This is a genomic window from Paenibacillus sp. J31R30, assembly GCF_059692115.1.
This window is the reverse complement of record NZ_JCAUAV010000003.1, coordinates 41,619-64,173: the sequence shown is the minus strand read 5'-3', so window position 1 is coordinate 64,173 and position 22,555 is coordinate 41,619. Positions and strand designations below refer to the sequence as shown.

Genomic DNA, 22,555 nt, shown 5'->3' with positions numbered 1-22,555 from the left:
AATTGTACCCCTCCTGAGATGTATGAAGTGAAAGTTTGGCATTTTGCAGCATGAATGACTGCTAATCAGTGTTGACGAAATCCGTCTAAATTATTCCATGTCGGTGAAAATAAGCCAAAAATTAACATGCAAAAAGCACCTTCCCTTGGGAAAGTGCTTTAGCGATTATTTGCTATACGATTACATCATAAATTAATTGCTTCGGAGCTGGCTGCGTCGAAGTGATCTTATAGGCATCAATGATCATTGCTTCGACCTCAACCACATCCAACCGATTCGCATGGATCGTACAAATGGATTCCCCCACTTGTACCGCATCACCGATTTTCTTGTTTAGCGTCAGCCCGACCGCATAATCGATCAAATCTTCCTTCTTCGCCCGTCCCGCGCCAAGCATCATAGCTGCGATCCCGATGTTTTCCGCTTGAATTTCATTGATGAAACCAGCTTCTTGCGCTGTTACCTCGATATGATAAGCAGCTGTTGGCAGAAGCTCAGGCTGATCTACGATGCGTGAATCACCGCCTTGGCTGGCGATAAATCGTTTGAAAGTGTCCAACGCCTTGCCCTTCAAGATGATGTCACGGACAGCCTCCTGCGCCTCCTCAAAGGTGTTAAAGACCTTTCCTAGGACTGACATATAAGCCGCGACGGAAATCGCAACTTCTGTAAGATCTTTGTCTCCCGTTCCGCGAAGGACATCAATCGACTCTCGAATTTCATTCGCATTTCCGATTTCGCGCCCGAGCGGCTGATCCATGTCGGTAATCATCGCGATCGTTTTCCGATTCAAACGCGTTCCGATATCGACCATGGTACGAGCAAGAACCCTCGCATCTTCTACCGTTTTCATGAAAGCACCTGAACCAATTTTCACATCCAGTACAATCGCTTCTGCGCCTGAGGCAATTTTCTTACTCATGATGGAGCTAGCAATCAGCGGAATCGAATCCACAGTTGCTGTTACATCACGCAAAGCATAGATTTTCTTGTCTGCAGGTGCTAAATTACCGCTCTGACCGACAATCGCAATTTTATTCGTGTTCACTGCTTCGATAAAGGCTTCCTTCGACAACTCAATTTGAAAGCCTGGGATGGACTCCAGCTTATCCAATGTACCACCGGTATGCCCCAAGCCTCTTCCCGACATTTTGGCGACAGGAATGCCCAGTGAAGCAACAACAGGCCCTACGATGAGACTCACCTTATCCCCAACACCGCCTGTAGAATGTTTATCCACTTTCACGCCGGCAATCGCAGATAAATCAATCATCTCACCTGAACCCGCCATCGCTAATGTCAGAAAGGATGTTTCTTCATCTGTCATTCCGTTCAGGAAGGTGGCCATTAAGAAGGCAGACATTTGATAATCCGGTACTTGCCCCGCTGTATATTCCTTGATGATATACGTAATTTCTTGTTCAGTTAGTGCTTCACCAACACGTTTCTTATGAATTAAATCAACCATTCTCATGAAGATAACCTCCTTTAACTTGCATTTTACCGCACAAATCGGAAAATGGAAAAAAGGGAGCTTTATAAGCCCCCTTTATCTGCGATCTATGAAGATTATTGTACAATTAATTTGGACTTCATTTTAGCATGTCCTTCGCCGCAAGGAAGAACACAATCAATTTCATATGTACCCGGTTTGTCAAACGTAATTTCCTTCGAAGGGTTCTCTTTATCGAGCTTAATATCCAACCCAACGATTTCAATGGCATGTACGCCTTCTTTTAAAGATAATGATACTTTCGTAGGCTCACCTTTTTTGATCGTGTAGTCTGGTGCATCAAACTGCCAGTTAGAAGCAACTAATTTTAGCTGTTGCATTTTACCAGCGGCAGCCTCGGCTTCCTGTGCCTCTTGGCGATCAGAAATATCTTGAAAGAGGACTCCCAGCCCCAATGCGCCCGCAAGTATAAATAGTACAAAGAAAATCCACTTTTGCATGCATATCCCCCTCATCGTGTGTTCACTTCATCTATTCTACCTAACATCAGAGAATAATCCCATATCTAGTACGTGGCAAAACTTTGACTATTTCGTGACAGAATTGTGAACTGAACTCCATCTTACTATTGCCCATTCCTATACAAATTACACGCGATTCCACCGATCGCCAATTTGAAATCCGCGCGACGACCCCTGTGATTTCACTTCCGCCTTCTCGGGCTTCGTAACTTGAACCGATCCCTTTTCTTTCAACTGTCTGATATCGCGGCTAATCCGGGTACTACAAGCAACACATAGCTTATGTTGACGAATGGGTTCCGCACAAGACGCGCATTGATAATTCAGATTTGGATAATCGGAAAGCTGCAGCTTCCCTTCCTTCATCCAAACTTGTAATTGGAGATTGGACACACCTGTAGCATCGCAGACCTGCTCATTGGTGGAACGATAATTTCTACGCAAAAAATCAAGGCTATTTCGCAATTGATCATTGATACTTGTACTGCATGCCGTACATTGATTGCGTAAATTTCTCTGAAACACTTTGCCGCATAGCGGGCAATTGGCCACCATAAGTTGCTGAGGGACTGACATGCTCCAACACATCCTTGTATGGAATAGGTAATCTCTCCGATTACCTTCAAATATAGTTCTAATTAACTATATTCTACCATGTGCCCCTCACAATGAATAGGTCTTTAGACGCTGTAACTCTTTATATTTCAAGGATTTTCGGATCCAATTTATCCCAGCTGTACTTCGCGAACAAAGGCTTTGACTAAAGCAATAAATTTAGGCTTCGTACGATTCGCAACAGCCACAACCTGTTCATGCGTCAAGGGCTCAAGTTCCTCGCCAATAGCCATATCCGTAATACATGAAATGCCGAGCACCTTAAGCCCTGCATGACGCGCGGCGATAACTTCTCCCACCGTAGACATGCCGATCGCATCTCCGCCAATTCGCGCAAGCATCGTAAGCTCTGCCGGCGTACAATACGTAGGACCTGTAATTCCCGCATAGACGCCTTCCTGCAGCTTGAGGGGAACGCCGTCCTCGCCAACAACCGTCAAGGCTAACTCACGAGCAAGTGCGCGATAGTCACGATTGTACGCTTCTGACATATCTGGAAAGCGAACACCCAGCTCAGCATGATTCGGCCCAATCAGCGGGTTATCCCCCGTCATATTGAGATGATCACTAATCAGCATCAAATCCCCCGCTTGAAAGGAACGATTCATTCCTCCCGCCGCGTTCGTCATCACAACAGCCTGAACACCAATTGCCTTCATCACGTAGACAGGGAATACAACTTTTTGCATATCGTAGCCTTCATAATAATGAAAACGCCCTTGCATGACGATAACTTGTTTACCTTCCAAAGTACCTACAACAAAGCGGCCTTCATGACCTGCAACGGTTGATACAGGGAAATGCGGTACTTCACTATAATCGATGGCTATAGGCTGTTCTACCTGATTCGCCATATCACCAAGACCTGACCCTAGAACGAGCCCGATCGACGGAGAAATCCCGCCTAAGCGAGATTGGATGAAGCTTGCAGCCTCATTAATTTTTTGTATGTAAGACAATGTCATGTTGATCTCCTTTTCTGCTTAAAGCGCCTCAATAATCCCTAGGACCAGTTTCAAAAACTTAGGCTTCACTTTCTCCGTCGTTTCCATCACTTCCGCATGCGATAGCGGTTGATCCAGAATACCAGAAGCCATGTTCGATATGCATGAGAAACCTAGTACTTCAATGCCCGCATGACGAGCTACGATCACTTCAGGAACGGTTGACATCCCAACGGAATCTCCACCCAGTGTACGGAACATTCGAATTTCAGCTGGCGTTTCATAGTTAGGCCCAAGGAGACCCACATATACACCTTCTTGCAGTTTAAAATCTTGCTTAGCCGCAACATCATGCGCTAATTTACGCAGACGCTTACTGTAAGCCTCTGACATATCTGGGAAGCGAACGCCTAGTGCAGCATCATTCGGTCCAATCAATGGATTGCGGAATGTCATATTCAAGTGGTCACTGATGACCATGAGATCGCCAACTTGGTAGGATTCATTAATCCCGCCTGCCGCATTGGTTACAATCAATGTCTCCACGCCAAGCTCTTTCATTACGCGAACCGGGAAGGACACTGTCTCAGCGCCGTAGCCTTCATAAGCATGAAAGCGACCTTTCATAATGAGAACTTGCTTACCTTGTATAGCTCCTACTACGAGCTCTCCTGCATGCCCTTCTACGGTTGAAACCGGAAAATGCGGGATGCGGGAATAGTCAATCACGATAGGCTGCTCGATCAAATCTGCAAGAACGCCTAGTCCTGAACCTAGAATAAGACCAATCTGTGGCGTAATATTCGTTTCCTTTTTAATAAATGCTGCTGCTTCTTGAATCTCTTGAATCATGGATGTACCTGACATGTCATCATGCCTCCTCAGCTAAATGTAAAATAATTATTTCAAAAGGTGCAGGAAGCTCTCACCATTCGTTGTTGACTCTACGCCGAAATTCTCAGCTATTGTTGCGCCCAAATCAGCAAACGTCCCCCGTATACCCAAGGAAACCGGTGACTGGAAGCTTGGACTATACAGCAATACCGGCACATACTCGCGTGTATGATCCGTCCCGGCATGAACGGGGTCATTCCCATGATCCGCTGTCAATATAAGAAGATCCTTCGGACCTAGTCCCGCTTTCAGCTGCGGCACATAGGCATCGAACTCCTCCAAGGCTCGTCCGTAACCTTCAGGGTCGCGACGATGACCATACAGAGAATCGAAATCGACTAGATTGGTAAAAGCAAGACCTTTAAATGGAGTTCCAAGTACATCAATCGTCTGCTGAATACCATCCAGATTGCTTTTCGTCGAGGTAGCTTTCGTAATCCCTTCGCCATCGAAGATATCATTGATTTTACCAATGGCAATGACATCCCACCCAGCATCCTTAAGCTTATTCATCACTGTAGGAGCAGGTGGCTTGACCGCATAATCGTGACGATTCGGCGTACGTTTGAACGCACCTGGTGTACCCAGATAAGGTCTTGCGATCACACGTCCTACAGCAAACTCATCCTGCATGGTTAATCTTCTGGCAATTTCGCATGCCCGATATAGTTCATCTAACGGTATGATGTCTTCATGTGCAGCCAATTGGAACACGCTATCTGCAGACGTATAGACAATCCAAGCTCCAGATTTCATCTGTTCTTCGCCGAGCTCATCCAAAATCTCAGTTCCGGAAGCAGGCTTGTTTCCGATGACCTTGCGACCTGTTTCTTGCTCAAATTGCGAGATCAACGCTTCTGGGAAACCATCCGGAAATACTTTAAAAGGTGTTGAAATATGAAGACCCATTAACTCCCAATGGCCCGTCATCGTATCCTTACCCACAGAAACCTCTGCCATTTTACCATAATAGCCTTCTGGTGACGATACAGGAGGAATCCCCTGAATGTCCGCAATGTTCCCTAATCCCATTTGCTGCAAATGGGGCAGCGCGAAGCCGCTTACTTTCTCTGCGATATGACCAAGTGTATGTGCCCCAAGGTCGCCAAACTGTTCAGCATCCGGTAATTCTCCAATGCCTACACTATCCAATACGATTAAACTAATTCGTTCAAAGCGCACCGATGTCCCTCCAAATCAATCCCTAATGTTAATGATATCCACCCTTCATTATCCCACTTCCAACCCGTGAATGCAAAACAGCAGCGATTCCAAATGGAATTGCCGCTGCCACCATCATAAATGTGCTCTGGGATGAGCTCGATTATAAACATCCTTCATTTTCAGCTTCGTGACCTGCACATATAGTTGGGTTGAGGAAATATCGGAATGCCCTAACATTTCCTGAACCGATCGCAAATCGGCCCCATTCTCAATTAAATGGGCTGCGAAAGAGTGTCTAAGCGTATGAGGAGTGATCTCATTCGTGATTTCTGTCTCTACGGCGTAACGCTTCATGATTTTCCAGAAGCCCTGCCTCGTCATTCGAGTGCCTAGATGTCCGATGAAGAGCGCATCTTCTTCTACCGATCTTTTTAACAGCTTTGTGCGGTAATTCTGCATATAAGACTCCAAAATCCGAATCGCAATGCCGCTTAGAGGGATCATTCTCTCCTTCTCAGCTTTGCCGATACAGCGTATGAAGCCCATCTCTAAGTTCACATCTGTCAAATTCAAAGATACCAGCTCTGACACACGAATTCCTGTTGCGTAGAGCAATTCAAGCATGGCTTTATCCCGTGCCCCAATGACTTGCTCAGATTGAGGTGCCTCAAGAAGCTTCTCAACCTCGTGAATACTGAGCACCTTGGGAAGCCGTTTTTCTAGCTTAGGCACTTCAATGTACACAGAAGGATCCGAATCAAGGAGCCGTTCTTTCACCATGTATTGAAAAAAGGAGCGTAGTGAAACGCGAATTCGTGATAGCGTAGCTGAAGCTCGTCCGAGCGCTTTTAATTCCGTAAGATAACCTACAAGATGCATTTTCCCTATATCGCGCCAGCTTGTAATGCCTTGCAGCTCGAGATAAGCAACAAATTGAAGGAGATCCCTTTCGTAGGATTCGAGTGTATTCCGTGAAAGATTTCGTTCAGTCGTCAGATATCGGATGAAGGATTGTAGCTCACTCGTCATTATGTCGGTCTCTCCCTCGTTTACTAGCTATAACTTCCAACGTATAGCATTCCACGATCGCAGGAGATATTCCTTTATTTTTCGCTTTATTCCCCGTACCAATAAAACAATCGCAACCGCTCACTCATCGAACTCGAGTCGAAGGAGACATGTTCGCCTTGTCCAAAGACTTTAACCGATTTGCCCGTAGGCGCTTTATACTTGTTCACTGGTTGAATCCAACTGGAAACAGCCATCAGGACTTGATATAAAACAACCGTCAAAGCCACGAAAACCAAAATATACTGCAAGCGAACAATTAATTTCCGATAGGAAAAAATCATAGCTTTGCCTCCATGTCTATTCCATGTCTTAGGAACAGAATATGAGGCTCGGCCCACGATTATGACAGGTCTAGCAATTTGGTATACGGCATGCCAAGCGCTTCAGCAACCGCTGGATGGGTAACGCTGCCTTTATACGTATTCACACCTAGCTGGAGGGGATAGTTCCCTGCTAAGGCTTGTGTGAAGCCTTTATTAGCCAGCTCCAAGGCATAGGGCAAGGTCACATTCGTCAACGCCAGTGTCGAGGTCCGCGGCACAGCACCTGGCATATTGGCGACCGCATAATGCAGAACACCGAATTTCTCATAAGTGGGTTCACTATGCGTCGTCACACGATCAATCGTTTCAATGGATCCCCCTTGATCAACGGCAACATCCACAATGACAGCGCCCGGTTTCATACTTTGAACCATCGCAGCCGTTACTAGTCGCGGTGCTCGCGCTCCAGGTATGAGTACCGCGCCGATCAGCAGGTCTGCCTTCTGAACCGCGCTCGCGATATTATACGGATTGGACATTAAGGTGCGGAGATGGCCTCCGAAAATGTCATCCAAGGCTCGCATACGGTCTGCACTACGCTCGATGATTACGACGTTCGCGCCAAGACCCAGCGCCATTTTGGCTGCGTTCGTGCCTACTATACCGCCGCCCAGAATGATGACATCAGCCGGTGGTACGCCTGGGACTCCCCCAAGCAAAATGCCGCGACCGCCATAAAATTTCTCTAGATAATGAGCCCCAATTTGTACGGACATTCGACCAGCTACTTCGCTCATGGGCGTCAACAAGGGCAGTGAGCCATTCGGCAGTTGGATTGTCTCATAGGCAATCCCTGTGACTCGCTTCTCTAATAACTGTGCCGCCAAATCACCAGCTGCAGCTAAGTGCAAATACGTAAACAGAATCTGACCTTCTCTGAAATACCCATACTCGGCAGGCAAAGGCTCTTTCACCTTCATGATCATATCGCTCTGTGCCCACACATCCTCAGCACGTGCAATAATGGTGGCACCTTCCTGTTTATAATCCTCATCGGAGAAGCCACTGCCAACGCCCGCTCCCGCTTCAACCAACACGCGATGACCAGACATTTGCAGCATCCCTGCGCCGCCAGGGGTTAATGCGACGCGATTTTCATTGTTCTTGATTTCTTTAGGAACACCAACGACTAAGCTTGGTCTCGACACAATCGCCACCTTCTTCCTTTGGTTCATTCGTCTATAATGTACCCAGACTCCATTGCCAATTATGTGACGTGTTGCAAACACCTTTCTACTAGTAGCATATGTGAAAAACACAAAAATGCCTGTATGCAAATTGGTTGCATACAGGCATTTTCATAATTTGAACAGCGTCCTTACAGAAACTGTTAGTGGGATTTCTCCAATGAGTCCGGTTTCCCTCGTTCGGTACAGCGATAGCATATACCTTGAAAATCAAGTCGATGATCTAGTACTTGGAAATGAAATTCATGCTCTAACCGTTCTTCGAAGGGTCCGAGCCAATCCTCCATGATTTCGTCTACGGCTCCGCATTGCACGCAAATTAAATGATGGTGATGATGGCGTGAATTGTCGTCACGTAGATCATAACGGGCAACACCGTCACCGAAATTCATTTTCTCCAAAACATGCAGCTCACTCAGAAGCTCTAAAGTACGGTATACAGTTGCTAGACCGATTTCTGGAGCTTTATCCTTCACAAGCATAAACACGTCTTCAGCACTGAGATGATCTTGTTCATTCTCCAACAGGACGCGAACAGTCGCTTCCCGTTGAGGCGTAAGCTTGTACCCTTGGGATTGCAGTTGTTGTTTAATTTTCTCGATCCTTGCTTCCATATGCCTCCCCCTCAGAAAGGTGGGCATCCTAGCCCATTTTTAGCCACTCTTTTCATTATAGGGGGAGCGAACTTACAAAGTCAAACAGAATCCTCATTCATTTCATTACCCATAAACCCCCACCAGCATTGGGGTTACCCATTTCATCATGTATTGCGAGAAGTAACCTTCTAATAACGCGGCCGCTAATAGGAAGCCCCCCATCGCTAACGTGATGGTTGTATATCTCATGAAAGGCTGGTAAATGTTCCCACTTCGACTCATGATTCTATACTTGATCATGTAGATGGAGAATGACATCGCCGCCACACTGCAAAATAAAATCGCTGGTATTACGATTAAATTCTGCGGAACAACAGCCACAAGCGCAAAGAGCATACCTTTCCACGACATCTGACCTACAAGGTACCCGACTGTGAAGCCGATCAACACCCCTTTTAGAAAATCCAATACTAAGATCAAAGGTAAACCAATAATCGACAAGCCAAACAGCCAGATCAATAGAATCCACTTCATATGCATGCCAAATGCTTGCGAGAACGATTGCTGACTATCAATCTCAACACCATCGTTAATTTCATGAAAGAAACTGCCTAAATGACGGGTCATTTCGGTCCTTTGTTCCAAAGAAAGCGCATTTACCATAACAGCACCGAAGACAACGCCAATAACAAAGAGCACAGCGACGAATATAAATAACGGCAAATTATCCTTCATATATTGTTTCATTGTTAAGTTCCTATTCACACTCGCCACTCCCTCCTTGTACAACCTCTACAAAGACAAGCTTATGAGCAAAAGGAAGAAACTATGATTGATTTTTCACTTTGCCATACTTTCCGCCGCCGCCAACTTCAAGTGATAAAGTCCCTTCACGCGCTTTCACAATATACATAGCGATCTCATCGCCTACGATTGTCGACAGCTCTTCCGGAGTCGCTCGATGTAAGACCTGCATTTCAGTTCCGAACTGACGAAGGAGCAGCTCCAGCTTTTTTGGTCCTAACCCGGGTATATACTCTAGCGGGACTTGAAAATGGTACGGAGGTCGATGCGGCGGTTGAAAGGACGTCTCACGATCTGCGATTGCCATGATACGATCCATCACACCACGGACAATTTTGGGGCTGCCGCAATTCACACAGCGCTCTACAGCAGTATCTCCATCGTCTAGTACCGCCTCACACACGCTGCAATACGTCCGATGATACTTGCCTAATCGCGAATTCAAGCCATAGTTGGCTGTAACGCCACGTCCTTCACGGCGCTGCAGCGCTTTGACCAGCTCCTCGAAGTTCGGAGCTGCCAGCCTCATTTGGTTGTATTCCCGACCAATTTTCGCTAAGGAATGTGCATCGGAATTCGTCACGTAGGTGAACTCATCCAACTCTGATATATATCCGGCCATGTCGGAATCGGCGCTTAAACCAAGTTCAACTGCTGGGATTTGCGCGACATCCAGCAGATCGTTCATGCAGCCTGTAGCACTGCCGTAAACGCTTTTGTGCGGCGTAAAGATGTGCGCTGGGATCAGAATACCTCCTCTGCCCAGCACCTCCTCCTGAAGCGTACGTGCAGGCACGTAGATGCGCTGAGAGCTTAGCTCCACATTTTTCATATGCTTGCTCATCCATATCGTAAACTCCTGCATAACTTGCAGTGACGGCATATACGCGAGTACATGTGCAGGACCCATGCCTGAGTCTCTCACTTCGATTTCACTCCCTAGGATGATCGATGTGTCTCGGTAGCGTATACCGCCTCCCTCAAGCTCCACCATGTCTCCCTTATCCAAATACATCATAATCTCCTCTTGAACAGAGGGAGAATGCGTATCGATGATGGAGATCATCTCCATCCCTTTACGGTTAGCAGCTTCATGGGCAATGTTGAAAAATGTGAGATTATTGGCTGCGCTGATTTTAACCGCTTGACCTTTCTCCGTTCGGCCAATGTGAATATGTAGATCTACATAATAATCCTTCAGCATCTAGATCTGCCCAGTTAACTTATAAAGCTGCCACGCATAAACAGCCATGATCGTCTTGGCATCACTGATGCGTCCTTCTCGCATATATTGCTGCGCTTGCGTAAGCGTAATGGCTTCACAGTCTAGGAATTCATCCTCATCCGGGTTCGCGGTACCCTTCACCAAATCCTCTGCAATATACATGTGGATAATCTCATCCGCAAAGCCTGGCGACGTATAAAAAGAGCTTACCAATCGAACGTTATCCGACCGATACCCCGTCTCTTCTTCAAGCTCCCGCAGAGCCGCTTTTAACGGCTCCTCACCGCTGTCTAGCTTACCTGCAGGTATTTCCACCTGACTCTTCTCAAGCGGCTTACGATACTGCTCTACGACGATCATTTTGTCATCTATAAGCGGGATTACCGCTACTGCACCTGGATGCTTGACGATCTCTCGGGTGGCTGTTCCGCCATTGGGCAAGGTCACTTGATCCACCTGCAGGGAAATAATTTTACCTTTGAAAATCATCTCGCTGCTCGTCGTCACTTCTTCAAATTTCTTATGGTCTGTCATCTGGGCACCTCATCCTCGTTAAAGTTGGTCTAACTTGTCCACTTCCAGCATATCGTTCATTATACAAAATAAACGGCTACACCGTCCTCTTAGGACGAGTGGGTTTATGGAGAAATATAGCAGACTTATGATGTGAAACATATTAATGCTTATATTTACAAATATTTTCCTGAAAGAGGGTCTCCACGATGAAGAGCTATGTGAGTGATAAGCAAATTCGACTTGTAGGCAAAGCCTGGGAAGTCAAATATCAGCTTGAACAAATGCTTCAGCAAGGCGATCCTAAAGTCACCTTAGTTGATTATCTAAGTGGCTTGTACATACCTCAGAAATCTCAACTTCCTGGTCATTCACAGAGACTTCGAATCGTTCAATAAAAACGAAAACCGATTAGCCGCGCCATTTGGCGGACGAATCGGTTTTTTTTGATTTTACGCTTAACCCTTCGCTGCTTCTTTCACAAGTGCAACAACCAGTTCTGCTGTTTTGACAAGATCGCTAATCGCGATACGCTCTTTCACTGTATGGATCTCTAAATAACCAACGGCCAAATTTACAGTAGGAATGCCCATTCCGTTGAAAATATTAGCGTCACTTCCGCCGCCAGAGTGGAAGGTTTTGGCTGTTAGCCCAATCGTACTCATCGCACGCGAAGTTAATTGAACGACCGGTGCTGAATCATCATGCATGTAGGAAGCATAGACGATGTCGGCATTGAACTCACATGTCGTGCCAGCTTCAGCGGCAGCGGATTCACATGCCTGTTTCATCGCTGCAATTTGCGCCTCCAGCTTGTGCTGAACGATACTTCGTGCTTCTGCTTCCATCTTCACTTTATCGCAGACCACGTTAAGCGGTCCTACGCCAGAAAAGCTTCCGATGTTCGCAGTCGTTTCATTGTCGATTCTGCCTAGAGACATGCGCGAAACCGCTTTGCTTGCAACTTGGATGGCACTGATGCCATCTTCCGGATTCACACCAGCATGTGCTGATTTGCCATGGAAAATGATTTCGATCTCCGCACGTCCTGGTGCTGCTGTAGCGATATCGCCAAGATTACCGTTGGAATCCAGCGCAAAGCCATATGCCGCTTCCATGCTGCTGCGTTCCATTGCGCGTGCGCCCTTCAAACCGCTTTCTTCACCCGCTGTAATAACGAATTGAATGCGGCCATGCGGGATGTTTTGCTCTTTGAGAACTCGGATGCCTTCAAGCATCGCGGCAATTCCTGCTTTGTCGTCGCTGCCGAGGATCGTTGTTCCATCCGAGCGAATGAAGCCATCTTCACCGATTTGTGGCTTAATCCCGTTCCCAGGAGCAACCGTATCCATATGTGATGTGAAGAAAATGGTAGGGATCACAGGATTGGTGTCCGTCGCTTCCAATGTGCAGATCAGGTTGCCTGCGCCATGGCCGCTCTTAGCCATCGAGTCATCCTCGACAACATGTAAGCCAAGCGCACCGAATTTTTCTTTAAGAACGACACAGATGTCTTGCTCGAATCGGGTTTCACTATCTACCTGAACGAGGGAGATGAACTCTTGAATTAAACGATCTTGTTGAATCATGTACTTTCCTCCGATACACACTTTGAGTTACAATAAAACGGTACAAGCTTGGACGAAAAAGGAGTGAATCCCGTGCTACAGAATAAAAAATGGTTTAAAGTCGTTATTTACATTATGCTCATCGTTATGCTGTTATCCAGTTTATTGTTTACAGCCGGATTATTTTTCACATCATAAGCCATTAGTAAATTTTAGTATCCGCGTTGTAGCTTTCTAAATTTTCTTTCACTCTTTGCAAGAACCTTCCACAGATCACACCATCGAGAATCCGGTGATCCAACGATAAACAAAGGTTAACCATGGAACGCACTGCTATCATATCTTGAATCACGACAGGCTTCTTCACGATCGATTCGAACGTCACAATCGCCGCTTGCGGGTAGTTAATGATTGGGTACGACAGAATCGAACCGAAGGAGCCTGTATTATTTACGGTAAACGTCCCGCCGACCATATCATTCAGCGATAATTTCCCCGCACGTGTCTTCTTCGTCAACTCATCAATTTCCCTTGCGAGACCTGCGATATTTTTCTGATCCGCTTTCTTAATAACCGGTGTCATAACGGAATCTTCCGTTCCAACGGATAAGGAAATATTAATATCCCGTTTCACGATAATTTTATCTACCGCCCAAACGGAGTTAATGATGGGATAATCTTTGATTGCGTTGACTACAGCTTTTAACATAAACGCTAAGTAAGTAAGGTTAATGCCCTCGCGGCGCATGAACTCGTCCTTCACCTTGTTACGCAAGACGACCAGATTGGTCACATCGACCTCAATCATGGTCCACGCATGCGGAATTTCCGTGACGCTTTGACGCATCTTCGTAGCAATCGCATTACGCATTGGTGTAACGTCAATGAAATGCTCATTGCGAGCATCCAGGTTGTGACCTTCTGCTTCGATCAGCGGAGTTTGTGGACTCGCTGATAAATGGATACCAGAGCTGCGAACAGGCTGGTTCACTGGTTCTTCAGGGGCAGCAGGGGCTGCAACTGCTGCTGGCGTCGCTTGTACGGCCGCAGGAGCTGCATTAGCACCGCCGGACGCGATAAAGGTCTCCACGTCCTTGCGGGTAATGCGCCCGCCTAGGCCTGTCCCAGCAACGCGTGCCAAATCCACACGATTATCTTGGGCAAGTCTGTGAACCGCTGGTGAGAAGCGGCCGCGCATGCTTTGATCTGAGTCATCGGAGACAGCCGACGCAATCGGGGCAGCGACAGATGTCGCTGCAGCGTCTGCCGAAGAGCCAGCAGGCTCCTCGATGACACAAATCGCTTCGCCAACGGCAGCAGTTTCGCCGTCGCCGACAATAATTTTGATCAACTTACCTTCAATAGGGCTCGGCATTTCTGTATTTACTTTCTCTGTGAACAGCTCACAAAGAACGTCATATTGTTCAATATAATCGCCTGGCTTCTTCAGCCATTTGCCGATTGTAGCCGAAACGAGACTTTCCGCCAAATGCGGAACAGTAACCTCGGTGAGGCGGCCGGTTGTGTTCATACAAGTACCTCCTAATTTCGGAAAAGATCTCTCGAAAAGATCAATGGATAAGAACTCTAATTTAGAATAAAGCTAGCTGACGCATGGCTTCCTTCAGCTTATCAGCATTCAGTAGGAAAAACTTCTCCATCGGTGGATTGCTGCCTACCGCAGGAACATCAGGACCGCATAGTCGCGCAATGGGTGCATCCAATTCAAACAGCATCTCTTCCGCGATGATCGCAGATACTTCCGCACCTACCCCACCTGTTTTGTTATCCTCATGGGTAATAAGTACTTTGCCTGTTTTTCTCGCAGCCTCTAGAATGGCTTCGCGATCAAGCGGCTGCAAGGTACGCAAATCAAGCACGTGTGCAGAGATGCCTTCCTTCGCCAATTCCTCCGCAGCTTGAAGCACATAATTCACAACCATGCCATAGGCGATGACCGTAATATCCGTGCCTTGACGCTTCACATCCGCTTTGCCAATCGGAACGATGTAGTCCTCATCTGGCACATCTGCAGATAACGCTAGATAGCATTTTTTATGTTCAAAATAAAGGACTGGGTCCGCATCGCGTATTGCCGCTTTCAATAGACCCTTGGCATCATAGGGATTCGATGGTGCAACGATCTTCAAACCAGGTGTGCCGAAGAAGACTGATTCTGGACACTGTGAATGGTACAAGGCACCTGCGCCGGTTGCTCCGTAAGGGGCACGAATGACGATCGGGCAGCTCCAGTCATTATTCGAACGATAGCGAATTTTCGCTGCTTCGCTTAGGATTTGATTCGTTGCCGGGAAGATGAAGTCGGCAAATTGAATTTCAGCGATCGGCTTCATGCCATACATCGCCGCGCCGATGGCTACACCCACGATCGCAGATTCGGCTAGAGGCGTGTCCAACACGCGTTCTTCGCCAAATAAATCGCGAAGTCCCTTGGTCGTGTTGAGAACGCCGCCTTTTCCTACGTCCTCACCTAGGACGAATACATTATCATCCTGCTGCATTTCCTCCTGCATCGCAGAGCGGATTGCTTCCAAATACGTAATAACTGCCATACTTATTTGCCATCTCCTTCTGCATAAACATGAAGAAGCGTATCCTCTGGCTTCGGATAAGGGGCCAGATCAGCATACTTCGTAGCTTCATTGATTTCTTGCTTTTGACGTTCCTGCAATTCTTTATCTTTGTCCTCGCTCCATATATCACAAGCGATTAAATATTCTTTGAATTTCAATATGCCGTCCTTCTGACGGTTCTCTTCGACCTCTTCCTTCGTCCGGTACAGCATGTCATCATCCGAGGTGGAATGCGGCATGAGTCGATAGGACATCATCTCGATCAACGTCGGACCTTCACCGCGAACAGCTCTTTCTCTCGCTTCTTTGGTGACGCGATACATTTCCAACACATCGCTGCCATCTACTTGAACGCCTGGGAAGCCATAGCCAATGGCACGGTCCGCGATTTTACCCGCTACCTGTTTATGAAGAGGGACGGAGATCGCATACTGATTATTTTCACAGACGAAAATAACCGGAAGCTTATGTACACCCGCGAAGTTACAACCTTCATGGAAATCTCCCTGATTGCTGGAGCCCTCTCCGAAGGAGACGAACGTCACGAAATCTTGTTTTTTCATCTTCGCGGCTAACGCAAACCCTGTTGCGTGCGGAACTTGCGTAGTCACTGGTGAAGAACCGGTTACGATATGATTTTTACGATCACCGAAATGACCTGCCATTTGTCTGCCGCCGCTATTCACGTCTTCTGCTTTACAGAAAACCGCAAGCATGAGATCTCTAACGGTCATACCAACCGAAAGAACGAAAGCATAATCACGATAATAAGGTAAGAAATAATCTTTCTTTGATTGCATCGCGAAAGCCATACCAACTTGACCTGCATATTGTCCCATCCCTGAAACGTGGAACGGAATCTTACCTGCGCGTTGAAGCATGAATGCTCGCTCATCATATTTAGCTGCAAGACTCATGACCGTATACATGCGTACGGCTTCATCATCAGATAATCCTAAACTTCTGTGCTTATATAGCTGACCAATGGACATGGAGGTTGCCTCCTTAGTGAGATTAAAATGACTGCCAAAACTTATTACCTGGTCCTAGTACTTGACTCTATAAGCATATTATAAACGCAAACGTTTATGATTACAATTTTTATCCGCTAATTGCTATACCATCAACGGCCAGCATAGCTTCACCTAATGCTTCTGAAAGTGTTGGGTGCGGGTGGATCGTTTGTCCAACCTCCCAAGGCGTAGCATTCAAAACCTGAGCAAGCGCGGCCTCTGTGATACTGTTCGTTACTTGAGGACCAATCATATGAACCCCAAGAATATCATTCGTATCTTTATCAGCAATGACCTTCACGAAACCATCCGAATCTCCATAAACAAGAGCTTTCCCTATTCCTTTGAAACTAAATTTGCCAACTTTCACTTGGTGACCTTTCTCAATTGCCTGCTGCTGGGTCCAACCAACACTGGCGATTTCAGGTCTTGTATACGTGCACTTGGAGACAAGATGCGTCTGCAGCTCATCAGGCTGATGCCCAGCAATGTGCTCCGCTGCTACAATGCCTTCATGGCCTGCCATATGCGCCAGCATGAGCCCGCCGATCACATCGCCAACCGCATAAATATGTGATTCCGTCGTTTGCATAAAGCGATTAACGCGAATGACGCCTTTGTCGATTTTGATATCCGTATTCTCAAGACCCATGGCTTCAACATTCGCCACACGACCAACCGAAACTAGAACTCGCTCTGCAGATAGTTCTTGTACCTCACCCTGCTTGTCCACTTGCATGGTAACCAAGCCATCAGACACCTTCACAGACTCTGGCAGCAGCTTCGTGCCAGTCTCCAGTTTAATGCCGCGTTTCTTGAATAAACGCTCCAACTCCTTGGAAACATCCTCGTCTTCTAGGCTCACTAGACGCTTATCCACTTCTACGACCGTTACGTCTACGCCAAAATCACGCAACATCGATGCCCATTCAACGCCAATAACGCCGCCGCCAACGATGATGATGGATTTCGGCAAGCTTTCCATTCTTAATGCATCTTCACTTGTGATGATGTTGGTGCCGTCGATTTCTAAACCAGGTAAGCTGCGTGGTCTAGACCCCGTTGCGATGATTAAATTGCTCGAGAGAAGCGTTTCGATATCGCCGTCTTCCTTCTCCACAGAAACAGCACCGCTGCGCGGCGAGAAAATCGAAGGTCCAATAATACGTCCATTCCCGTGGTGAATCGTAATCTTATTCTTTTTCATCAAGAACTGAAGTCCTTGATGTAATTGATCAACAATGCGCTGCTTCCGGCCAAGAACCTGATCAAAATTCAATGAGATCGATTGTGCAGTTATGCCATAATCCTCACTATGCTTCATCGCGGCATACACTTCTGCACTCCGCAGCAAGGCTTTACTTGGTATACAGCCTTGATGTAAACAAGTACCACCCATTTTATCCCGTTCCACAATCGCAACCGTTTTACCTAGCTGTGCAGCCCTAATTGCAGCTGTATAGCCACCGATTCCTCCACCTAATACCACGACATCATATCTATGTTCACTCATTAAATAAGCCTCCTATGAAACAATTACTTGTTATATGTATACGTGCGTCTCTATTATATTACCCTTTTTTGGGATCGAAGTCATAGTCTTATTTGTGAGAAAAACTTCTATCGAAGCATTTCAAGGATGAGCGACCGCGTTTTAAATGTTGTTTTTATCGCCAATAAGAATTTGTTTTTCCGAGCACCAGAAACTTATAAATTCTTATGTGGGGAATTAGACACGTTCGCAGTTTCAGAGTATGATGTAGAATAAACGGCTGCACCGTCCAATAAGGACGATTGCGTTTATCTAGACATATAGCTGAATAATCATGTGAAACATATTAATTCTATATTTTAGAAAAACATGTTTCCTGTCAGGTAAGGAGTTACTATGAAAGCAACCTTATATCGTTTTATTGCCATTCTACTTCTCGTTATACCCGGAATTACCGCTACTTATGGTTTTCTCGCTATGAAAGATGCTTTTTTCGCTCAATTCGATACGATTACCAATAGTGGCATGTTATGGGGGAAATTTTTTCTCGGCTTGATTTTATTCCTGCTCGGTGTAGCCTTTATTGGCGGCTGGACCTTTTTTAGAGACCGTAAGCGGAACTATCTTGCTCCCAGATTCAAACCTAAACGCAACAAATAGACCGGACAATGCGTCCGGTCCTTTTTTTACGCCGACAACCTTCAACTCGCACCAACTAACTTCCACACAACATGAGCCGCGCGCTTCAAGATCCAATGCAATTGAAACAGACTTAGCCCGATAAATACACACGAGAGAAGTAAGGTAGAAATCACTTCTTTTCCCCAATGATTGGATTGAGCATCAAATGCTTGTAAGCTTTTGATATCTACGAGTCGTTCACCGACTCTCATTCTCACGAGCATCGCGCTCCCCATATCCCCACAGCCTTTGGCTAGAAACTCACTCATATGCAAATTTACGCCAACCGTAATTAGCCATTCTCCGCCTTTTTCATAAGCAAGCAATAAAGCAGCATCCTCACTATTACCAAGGCAAGGTAAAACATGCGTATCGTACCTGAAGGGTGAAAGTACTTCACTACCTTCCTGATGGCGCGGATAGGTATGGATGATGATTTCCGCACGACTCTGCCAAATTGGATTCGAAATTTGATTGGCTTCCCCTACGACAATATCCGGCTGATATCCCTCTGCAAGCAGCGCATCCGCCCCTTCGCCAACCCCCAGTAGAATCGGCTTAAACGCGGTAATAACCGCTTTCGCTGCGCGCAGGTCTTTCTTATATCCGTTCCCCGATGAAACCACCAATATGTGTCTTCCTTCTAATTGCGTTCTCAGCGTTAAATGAGGTAACGGCTCTCTGATCGCCTGCTTTTCTTGCAAAGCATAAGTAAACGTCTGATCAATGAATGACTCCCATCGTTCAGATGCCTGCTCATTCGCTGCCCGTTGTGCAGACAACCAATCTTCACGAGTAAAGATTTTACATGGAATAGACTGACCAGAGACTTGGATTGTATCCTGAAAAATAATCATTTCTATCTCGGGTAATAAGCTTTCGATATGCCCAGGATCAAGTTCACAAATTAGGATATGATGCTGTAAAAGTAAAAGAGGTCCTTGCGTAGGAATGGCGCCAGACATGGCTTGCCCGCAGTGAACAACAGCCCTTACTCTTCGCTCGATAAGCTCCTGCACATATTCTTCATTGAGGTCACCTTGTCTGAGCACAACAATTCGACTTATTGGAAGCAGTTGCAATGATTCATAAGTGGATGCTGCGGCTATTTTTCCTTTGCAGAGCGGGTTTGGCTTCGCGGCAAATAAAGATAAAGAAGTCCAATTCAAGGTAAGACACCTGACTTTCCTAACGTCGTCTCGTGACTTACCTAATTTACCCGATCCCACAAAATTCTATGTATATTTTCAGCTGTGAATGGCAAGCATTGGTTTATATTCTTAAAGAAAGGAGAGGAATTATCTATGGAGCTAAACATGAGCGCAGATGAAGTGTTAGGCCAAATTGTGCAGCTTCACAGCACAGGGGAATCACTTGCCAAAAAAAATGTGAAGAAGCTGCATCCTGATCTAATGAAAAACGCCCTGTATTACTACCCAAGTTGGGAACATGCTTTGCAGAAGACAGGAGTCAATACCATCGTTCACTAAACATACATAGGTTAAATCACTGATGCTCCGTAGGGTATATCCCTGCGGAGCCGTTTTTATAACTAGGAGTAAGGTAGTTGGAATGGCTGGAATTGATCGATATAAGCTTTAGTTCGGAATTTGCCTGCTTATTTGCTACTGTCTGCCGAGAATAACGACATTAATTCGATTTAACCCACTTAAATTGCCCTTAACCAGCTGTTACCCTCTAAATTGGTCCAAATAGTTCGGCGAAATCGAATTAATCCAGAATCAGACTCAGCTTAAATCCATTTAGTTCGATTTTTGCGAACTACTCGCATCTAGTCTTCTTCATCAATTACTTCCCACTCTACTTGCACCATACGATCAACCCATGTTCTGATCTTCACTTCAATCGCTTGCTCGATCTCTTCGTCTGTCATTTCACCTAGCTTATGCTCGGCAATTTCGAGTACATCCGTCTTCTTCGTTTCGCCATCTATCGCTAATTGTATTTGTATGCGCAACCCGATCACCCTTTTTGATTAAAATAAAACTTTCCATTGCCTCTTCCCTATCACCTGGTAAAATAGAAGTATGAGAAAACCTTTATCGAGTCTATTCAGAGATGAGCGACCGCGTATAGAGGTAGATTTTATCGCCAATAAGAAAGCCGTTTTCGGAAACCGAAAACTTATACTTTCTTATGTGGTAAACTTAATTAGAAATGAGGAATCAACAATGTCACGATCTCAAGCTCAAAAATTGCGTCAACGTAGTATACGTGAAGGGAAATTGGATCCAGTTATGAACCGATTACACTGGCATGGCATGAATCCAGTAACCAAAACAACACCATCACGAATAGAACTTCTAAACAAAAAACAAAATAAACACAAATCAAGGAATTTGAACCATACTCTACATGGCGATAATTCCTTTTCTATTTCCGTCCCTAATCTTGCTCATCGCGAATTGTAATTCCGTGTTGATCTGCGTAATGAATCATTTCTTCTTTTTCCGATGGGCGGAAACTATATTTGCAATCAAAGCCATTAAAGAATAACTGCCAACGCTTAACAACTCCCTGATCGTCCACCTCAAGCTCCGCTACATATAAAGAATCTGGCTCATCCTCGAACTGCAGACCGATGTGTATAAGTGTCTGGCCCTCTAATATTTCCTGTTCACAATAGTCCATGATCATGTCTGGATGACCTCCTATTGAATAAAATCTTTTTTATTTATATAATATACTAATGCAACTGAGCAAACAAAAAGAAAAGCATATTAATTTATGAATTTGCGATGTAGTACGATTAGCTGAGCAAACTCTTAGGAGGAAATACATATGGCCTACGATCCGCAGGTAGTTGATGCAACAATAGTAAGTGATAATAAAAAGAATGGTCTATTCGAAGTCGTTGTTTCTTTGAAAGACCGCAACAAATGTCGTCTTTTCTTCGAAAGAGACGCTGAGACAGGCATCGGTCGCGTCACTGATTTGAACCGATTGATGAAAGAGCCATGCCCAATCTGCCGCAAAGATTATCTGTGTAATTGTCTTGATCGCTACAAGCACTCCATCGCTGATCAAGCATTATCGTTCATTAAGTAATCCTTACTGCATGACGAAACCCCTGAGCCGCATCGGCTGAGGGGTTTTACTGTTGTACAGCAATGTTATGAGCGGTTCGCTATCATTCATATATGGCTCGATATAGACCTTCTAGTAAGCTCTGATAGCTCATCGGATCATACGTAATCTCTCCAAAGGAGACATGAATAACCTTGTTGCTGGTTTTTACAATAAAGAAGCTATCAGCATGTTGTTCTGCATCAATATAAGTATAACACTCCAACAGACTGCTGCCTGTTTGCTTGCGTAGAAATGCCGTTGCTTCCTCGCTCGCATTCGCGAATTTCGGCATACCGACCACCTCCTAACCACAATTTTCTCCTAGTCATGGTGTATCCAACAAATCTATTTCGTCTTTTTAGGCTTTCATTATGCTGCTGCAGCTTTCTTCCTCTTCAATGCTACATAACCGCCTAGGAGTGCCACAGGTACAATTGCAACAAGCCCAAGTAACTCATACCATAAAGGAATGACATCATCTGTTAATAAGGAATCAAATCCAATTCCTGCCCCTATAACCCCAATAATTGCTGCATTGAATAGCTCCGCACGTTTTGCCACCTTAGCAGTAACATAACTGCCTAGAAACGTACAGAACAAGCCCAAGACTAGAAATACAAGCAATATGGCTGCATTCGAATATATCGCATTGACATCTTGATCCTGCACCGGACCGCTCCCAAAATATAAACTGCCAATAAGAGCTGATGATAACATCGTCCCGATATTATCGATCGCTATCCCCAGCACAACGGCCAGAAATTGAAATTTACGCACACTTTTTTGTTCCGACATAGACTCTTCTTC

Annotated in this window: 29 protein-coding genes; 6 read left to right on the top strand and 23 right to left on the bottom strand. The window is 45.7% G+C overall.

The window, feature by feature from the left end; translation table 11 throughout:
* Nucleotides 1–172: 172 nt before the first annotated feature.
* The 13 genes from AC58QO_RS11920 to AC58QO_RS11860 all read right to left on the bottom strand — a co-directional run bounded on the left by AC58QO_RS11920 (nucleotide 173) and on the right by AC58QO_RS11860 (nucleotide 11,331).
* A complete protein-coding gene (locus tag AC58QO_RS11920) occupies nucleotides 173–1,474 on the bottom strand; it encodes a pyrimidine-nucleoside phosphorylase (protein ID WP_497265646.1) in 1,302 nt (433 codons plus the stop codon).
* A gap of 95 nt (nucleotides 1,475–1,569) precedes the next feature.
* Nucleotides 1,570–1,953 carry a cupredoxin domain-containing protein gene (locus AC58QO_RS11915; protein WP_497265644.1) on the bottom strand — a complete coding sequence of 128 codons (384 nt, stop codon included), beginning with the start codon at nucleotides 1,951–1,953 and terminating at the stop codon, nucleotides 1,570–1,572.
* Between the two features lie 147 nt (nucleotides 1,954–2,100).
* Nucleotides 2,101–2,550, bottom strand: coding sequence for a flagellar protein (locus AC58QO_RS11910; protein WP_497265642.1), 450 nt, complete (start codon nucleotides 2,548–2,550; stop codon nucleotides 2,101–2,103).
* Between the two features lie 149 nt (nucleotides 2,551–2,699).
* Complete coding sequence (locus AC58QO_RS11905) at nucleotides 2,700–3,554, bottom strand: purine-nucleoside phosphorylase (RefSeq protein WP_497265640.1); 855 nt, start codon at nucleotides 3,552–3,554, stop codon at nucleotides 2,700–2,702.
* Between the two features lie 18 nt (nucleotides 3,555–3,572).
* The gene (locus AC58QO_RS11900) at nucleotides 3,573–4,400 is read right to left on the bottom strand and encodes a purine-nucleoside phosphorylase (RefSeq protein ID WP_497265638.1); all 828 of its coding nucleotides are present in this window, start codon (nucleotides 4,398–4,400) and stop codon (nucleotides 3,573–3,575) included.
* A gap of 33 nt (nucleotides 4,401–4,433) precedes the next feature.
* Nucleotides 4,434–5,609, bottom strand: a complete 1,176-nt coding sequence (deoB, locus tag AC58QO_RS11895; RefSeq protein ID WP_497265636.1) for a phosphopentomutase — start codon at nucleotides 5,607–5,609, stop codon at nucleotides 4,434–4,436.
* A 114-nt stretch (nucleotides 5,610–5,723) separates the two neighbouring features.
* On the bottom strand, nucleotides 5,724–6,620 hold the full coding sequence (xerD, locus tag AC58QO_RS11890) for a site-specific tyrosine recombinase XerD (RefSeq protein ID WP_497265634.1): 897 nt from the start codon (nucleotides 6,618–6,620) through the stop codon (nucleotides 5,724–5,726).
* A gap of 86 nt (nucleotides 6,621–6,706) precedes the next feature.
* Complete coding sequence (locus AC58QO_RS11885) at nucleotides 6,707–6,943, bottom strand: DUF4227 family protein (RefSeq protein ID WP_497265632.1); 237 nt, start codon at nucleotides 6,941–6,943, stop codon at nucleotides 6,707–6,709.
* Nucleotides 6,944–7,002: 59 nt separating this feature from the next.
* Nucleotides 7,003–8,133, bottom strand: coding sequence for an alanine dehydrogenase (ald, locus tag AC58QO_RS11880; protein WP_497265630.1), 1,131 nt, complete (start codon nucleotides 8,131–8,133; stop codon nucleotides 7,003–7,005).
* A 182-nt stretch (nucleotides 8,134–8,315) separates the two neighbouring features.
* On the bottom strand, nucleotides 8,316–8,786 hold the full coding sequence (gene fur / locus AC58QO_RS11875) for a ferric iron uptake transcriptional regulator (RefSeq protein WP_497265628.1): 471 nt from the start codon (nucleotides 8,784–8,786) through the stop codon (nucleotides 8,316–8,318).
* A 105-nt stretch (nucleotides 8,787–8,891) separates the two neighbouring features.
* A complete protein-coding gene (spoIIM, locus tag AC58QO_RS11870; RefSeq protein WP_497265626.1) occupies nucleotides 8,892–9,533 on the bottom strand; it encodes a stage II sporulation protein M in 642 nt (213 codons plus the stop codon).
* Between the two features lie 61 nt (nucleotides 9,534–9,594).
* Nucleotides 9,595–10,776, bottom strand: a complete 1,182-nt coding sequence (locus AC58QO_RS11865) for an endonuclease Q family protein (RefSeq protein ID WP_497265624.1) — start codon at nucleotides 10,774–10,776, stop codon at nucleotides 9,595–9,597.
* A complete protein-coding gene (locus tag AC58QO_RS11860; RefSeq protein WP_497265623.1) occupies nucleotides 10,777–11,331 on the bottom strand; it encodes an NUDIX hydrolase in 555 nt (184 codons plus the stop codon).
* A 188-nt stretch (nucleotides 11,332–11,519) separates the two neighbouring features.
* Between AC58QO_RS11860 and mciZ the strand changes: the two genes are divergently transcribed.
* Entirely contained in the window at nucleotides 11,520–11,708 is a 189-nt protein-coding gene (gene mciZ, locus AC58QO_RS11855) for a Z-ring formation inhibitor MciZ (RefSeq protein WP_497265621.1), read from the top strand.
* Nucleotides 11,709–11,768: 60 nt separating this feature from the next.
* Here the strand turns inward: mciZ and AC58QO_RS11850 are convergent, their stop codons facing one another.
* The gene (locus tag AC58QO_RS11850) at nucleotides 11,769–12,899 is read right to left on the bottom strand and encodes a M20/M25/M40 family metallo-hydrolase (protein WP_497265619.1); all 1,131 of its coding nucleotides are present in this window, start codon (nucleotides 12,897–12,899) and stop codon (nucleotides 11,769–11,771) included.
* 72 nt (nucleotides 12,900–12,971) lie between these two features.
* On the opposite strand from AC58QO_RS11850, the gene prli42 reads away from it, so the two are divergent.
* Nucleotides 12,972–13,076, top strand: coding sequence for a stressosome-associated protein Prli42 (gene prli42 / locus AC58QO_RS11845; protein WP_157276701.1), 105 nt, complete (start codon nucleotides 12,972–12,974; stop codon nucleotides 13,074–13,076).
* 4 nt (nucleotides 13,077–13,080) lie between these two features.
* On the opposite strand, the gene AC58QO_RS11840 is transcribed toward prli42, so the two are convergent.
* The 4 genes from AC58QO_RS11840 to lpdA all read right to left on the bottom strand — a co-directional run bounded on the left by AC58QO_RS11840 (nucleotide 13,081) and on the right by lpdA (nucleotide 17,998).
* Complete coding sequence (locus tag AC58QO_RS11840; protein WP_497265617.1) at nucleotides 13,081–14,409, bottom strand: dihydrolipoamide acetyltransferase family protein; 1,329 nt, start codon at nucleotides 14,407–14,409, stop codon at nucleotides 13,081–13,083.
* Between the two features lie 61 nt (nucleotides 14,410–14,470).
* On the bottom strand, nucleotides 14,471–15,451 hold the full coding sequence (locus AC58QO_RS11835) for an alpha-ketoacid dehydrogenase subunit beta (protein WP_497265615.1): 981 nt from the start codon (nucleotides 15,449–15,451) through the stop codon (nucleotides 14,471–14,473).
* A gap of 2 nt (nucleotides 15,452–15,453) precedes the next feature.
* Nucleotides 15,454–16,464 carry a thiamine pyrophosphate-dependent dehydrogenase E1 component subunit alpha gene (locus AC58QO_RS11830; RefSeq protein ID WP_497265613.1) on the bottom strand — a complete coding sequence of 337 codons (1,011 nt, stop codon included), beginning with the start codon at nucleotides 16,462–16,464 and terminating at the stop codon, nucleotides 15,454–15,456.
* A 109-nt stretch (nucleotides 16,465–16,573) separates the two neighbouring features.
* Nucleotides 16,574–17,998 (bottom strand): dihydrolipoyl dehydrogenase, encoded by a 1,425-nt coding sequence (lpdA, locus tag AC58QO_RS11825; protein ID WP_497265611.1) that lies wholly within the window; start codon nucleotides 17,996–17,998, stop codon nucleotides 16,574–16,576.
* Between the two features lie 375 nt (nucleotides 17,999–18,373).
* Between lpdA and AC58QO_RS11820 the strand changes: the two genes are divergently transcribed.
* Nucleotides 18,374–18,637: a DUF2627 domain-containing protein gene (locus tag AC58QO_RS11820; RefSeq protein ID WP_497265609.1), complete on the top strand. Its 264-nt coding sequence runs from the start codon at nucleotides 18,374–18,376 to the stop codon at nucleotides 18,635–18,637.
* Nucleotides 18,638–18,678: 41 nt separating this feature from the next.
* On the opposite strand, the gene steA is transcribed toward AC58QO_RS11820, so the two are convergent.
* Nucleotides 18,679–19,827 (bottom strand): putative cytokinetic ring protein SteA, encoded by a 1,149-nt coding sequence (gene steA, locus AC58QO_RS11815; RefSeq protein WP_497265607.1) that lies wholly within the window; start codon nucleotides 19,825–19,827, stop codon nucleotides 18,679–18,681.
* A gap of 135 nt (nucleotides 19,828–19,962) precedes the next feature.
* Here steA and AC58QO_RS11810 point away from each other — a divergent pair, with 135 nt between their 5' ends.
* Nucleotides 19,963–20,148, top strand: a complete 186-nt coding sequence (locus AC58QO_RS11810; RefSeq protein WP_497265605.1) for a hypothetical protein — start codon at nucleotides 19,963–19,965, stop codon at nucleotides 20,146–20,148.
* A 302-nt stretch (nucleotides 20,149–20,450) separates the two neighbouring features.
* Here the strand turns inward: AC58QO_RS11810 and AC58QO_RS11805 are convergent, their stop codons facing one another.
* Entirely contained in the window at nucleotides 20,451–20,636 is a 186-nt protein-coding gene (locus AC58QO_RS11805; protein ID WP_497265603.1) for a hypothetical protein, read from the bottom strand.
* A 70-nt stretch (nucleotides 20,637–20,706) separates the two neighbouring features.
* Between AC58QO_RS11805 and brfA the strand changes: the two genes are divergently transcribed.
* Nucleotides 20,707–21,090 carry a ribosome rescue factor BrfA gene (gene brfA, locus AC58QO_RS11800; protein ID WP_497265601.1) on the top strand — a complete coding sequence of 128 codons (384 nt, stop codon included), beginning with the start codon at nucleotides 20,707–20,709 and terminating at the stop codon, nucleotides 21,088–21,090.
* Here the strand turns inward: brfA and AC58QO_RS11795 are convergent.
* Nucleotides 21,065–21,316: a hypothetical protein gene (locus AC58QO_RS11795; RefSeq protein WP_497265599.1), complete on the bottom strand. Its 252-nt coding sequence runs from the start codon at nucleotides 21,314–21,316 to the stop codon at nucleotides 21,065–21,067. The two genes, brfA and AC58QO_RS11795, sit on opposite strands and share 26 nt — an antisense overlap.
* Before the next feature lie 144 nt (nucleotides 21,317–21,460).
* On the opposite strand from AC58QO_RS11795, the gene AC58QO_RS11790 reads away from it, so the two are divergent.
* Nucleotides 21,461–21,727, top strand: a complete 267-nt coding sequence (locus tag AC58QO_RS11790) for a hypothetical protein (protein WP_497257025.1) — start codon at nucleotides 21,461–21,463, stop codon at nucleotides 21,725–21,727.
* 82 nt (nucleotides 21,728–21,809) lie between these two features.
* Here AC58QO_RS11790 and AC58QO_RS11785 read toward each other — a convergent pair whose 3' ends face one another.
* Nucleotides 21,810–22,040 (bottom strand): hypothetical protein, encoded by a 231-nt coding sequence (locus AC58QO_RS11785; RefSeq protein WP_497265597.1) that lies wholly within the window; start codon nucleotides 22,038–22,040, stop codon nucleotides 21,810–21,812.
* A gap of 77 nt (nucleotides 22,041–22,117) precedes the next feature.
* Nucleotides 22,118–22,543: a hypothetical protein gene (locus tag AC58QO_RS11780; RefSeq protein WP_497265596.1), complete on the bottom strand. Its 426-nt coding sequence runs from the start codon at nucleotides 22,541–22,543 to the stop codon at nucleotides 22,118–22,120.
* Between the last annotated feature and the right edge of the window lie 12 nt (nucleotides 22,544–22,555).

Bases quoted from the DNA above. Each gene is read 5' to 3' on its own strand.
- AC58QO_RS11920 (WP_497265646.1), bottom strand. From the start codon at position 1,474: ATGAGAATGGTTGATTTAATTCATAAGAAACGTGTTGGTGAAGCACTA.
- AC58QO_RS11915 (WP_497265644.1), bottom strand. From the start codon at position 1,953: ATGCAAAAGTGGATTTTCTTTGTACTATTTATACTTGCGGGCGCATTG.
- AC58QO_RS11910 (WP_497265642.1), bottom strand. From the start codon at position 2,550: ATGTCAGTCCCTCAGCAACTTATGGTGGCCAATTGCCCGCTATGCGGC.
- AC58QO_RS11905 (WP_497265640.1), bottom strand. From the start codon at position 3,554: ATGACATTGTCTTACATACAAAAAATTAATGAGGCTGCAAGCTTCATC.
- AC58QO_RS11900 (WP_497265638.1), bottom strand. From the start codon at position 4,400: ATGTCAGGTACATCCATGATTCAAGAGATTCAAGAAGCAGCAGCATTT.
- xerD (WP_497265634.1), bottom strand. From the start codon at position 6,620: ATGACGAGTGAGCTACAATCCTTCATCCGATATCTGACGACTGAACGA.
- AC58QO_RS11885 (WP_497265632.1), bottom strand. From the start codon at position 6,943: ATGATTTTTTCCTATCGGAAATTAATTGTTCGCTTGCAGTATATTTTG.
- fur (WP_497265628.1), bottom strand. From the start codon at position 8,786: ATGGAAGCAAGGATCGAGAAAATTAAACAACAACTGCAATCCCAAGGG.
- AC58QO_RS11865 (WP_497265624.1), bottom strand. From the start codon at position 10,776: ATGCTGAAGGATTATTATGTAGATCTACATATTCACATTGGCCGAACG.
- AC58QO_RS11860 (WP_497265623.1), bottom strand. From the start codon at position 11,331: ATGACAGACCATAAGAAATTTGAAGAAGTGACGACGAGCAGCGAGATG.
- mciZ (WP_497265621.1), top strand. From the start codon at position 11,520: ATGAAGAGCTATGTGAGTGATAAGCAAATTCGACTTGTAGGCAAAGCC.
- AC58QO_RS11850 (WP_497265619.1), bottom strand. From the start codon at position 12,899: ATGATTCAACAAGATCGTTTAATTCAAGAGTTCATCTCCCTCGTTCAG.
- AC58QO_RS11840 (WP_497265617.1), bottom strand. From the start codon at position 14,409: ATGAACACAACCGGCCGCCTCACCGAGGTTACTGTTCCGCATTTGGCG.
- AC58QO_RS11835 (WP_497265615.1), bottom strand. From the start codon at position 15,451: ATGGCAGTTATTACGTATTTGGAAGCAATCCGCTCTGCGATGCAGGAG.
- AC58QO_RS11830 (WP_497265613.1), bottom strand. From the start codon at position 16,464: ATGTCCATTGGTCAGCTATATAAGCACAGAAGTTTAGGATTATCTGAT.
- lpdA (WP_497265611.1), bottom strand. From the start codon at position 17,998: ATGAGTGAACATAGATATGATGTCGTGGTATTAGGTGGAGGAATCGGT.
- AC58QO_RS11820 (WP_497265609.1), top strand. From the start codon at position 18,374: ATGAAAGCAACCTTATATCGTTTTATTGCCATTCTACTTCTCGTTATA.
- AC58QO_RS11810 (WP_497265605.1), top strand. From the start codon at position 19,963: ATGGAGCTAAACATGAGCGCAGATGAAGTGTTAGGCCAAATTGTGCAG.
- brfA (WP_497265601.1), top strand. From the start codon at position 20,707: ATGAGAAAACCTTTATCGAGTCTATTCAGAGATGAGCGACCGCGTATA.
- AC58QO_RS11795 (WP_497265599.1), bottom strand. From the start codon at position 21,316: ATGATCATGGACTATTGTGAACAGGAAATATTAGAGGGCCAGACACTT.
- AC58QO_RS11790 (WP_497257025.1), top strand. From the start codon at position 21,461: ATGGCCTACGATCCGCAGGTAGTTGATGCAACAATAGTAAGTGATAAT.
- AC58QO_RS11785 (WP_497265597.1), bottom strand. From the start codon at position 22,040: ATGCCGAAATTCGCGAATGCGAGCGAGGAAGCAACGGCATTTCTACGC.
- AC58QO_RS11780 (WP_497265596.1), bottom strand. From the start codon at position 22,543: ATGTCGGAACAAAAAAGTGTGCGTAAATTTCAATTTCTGGCCGTTGTG.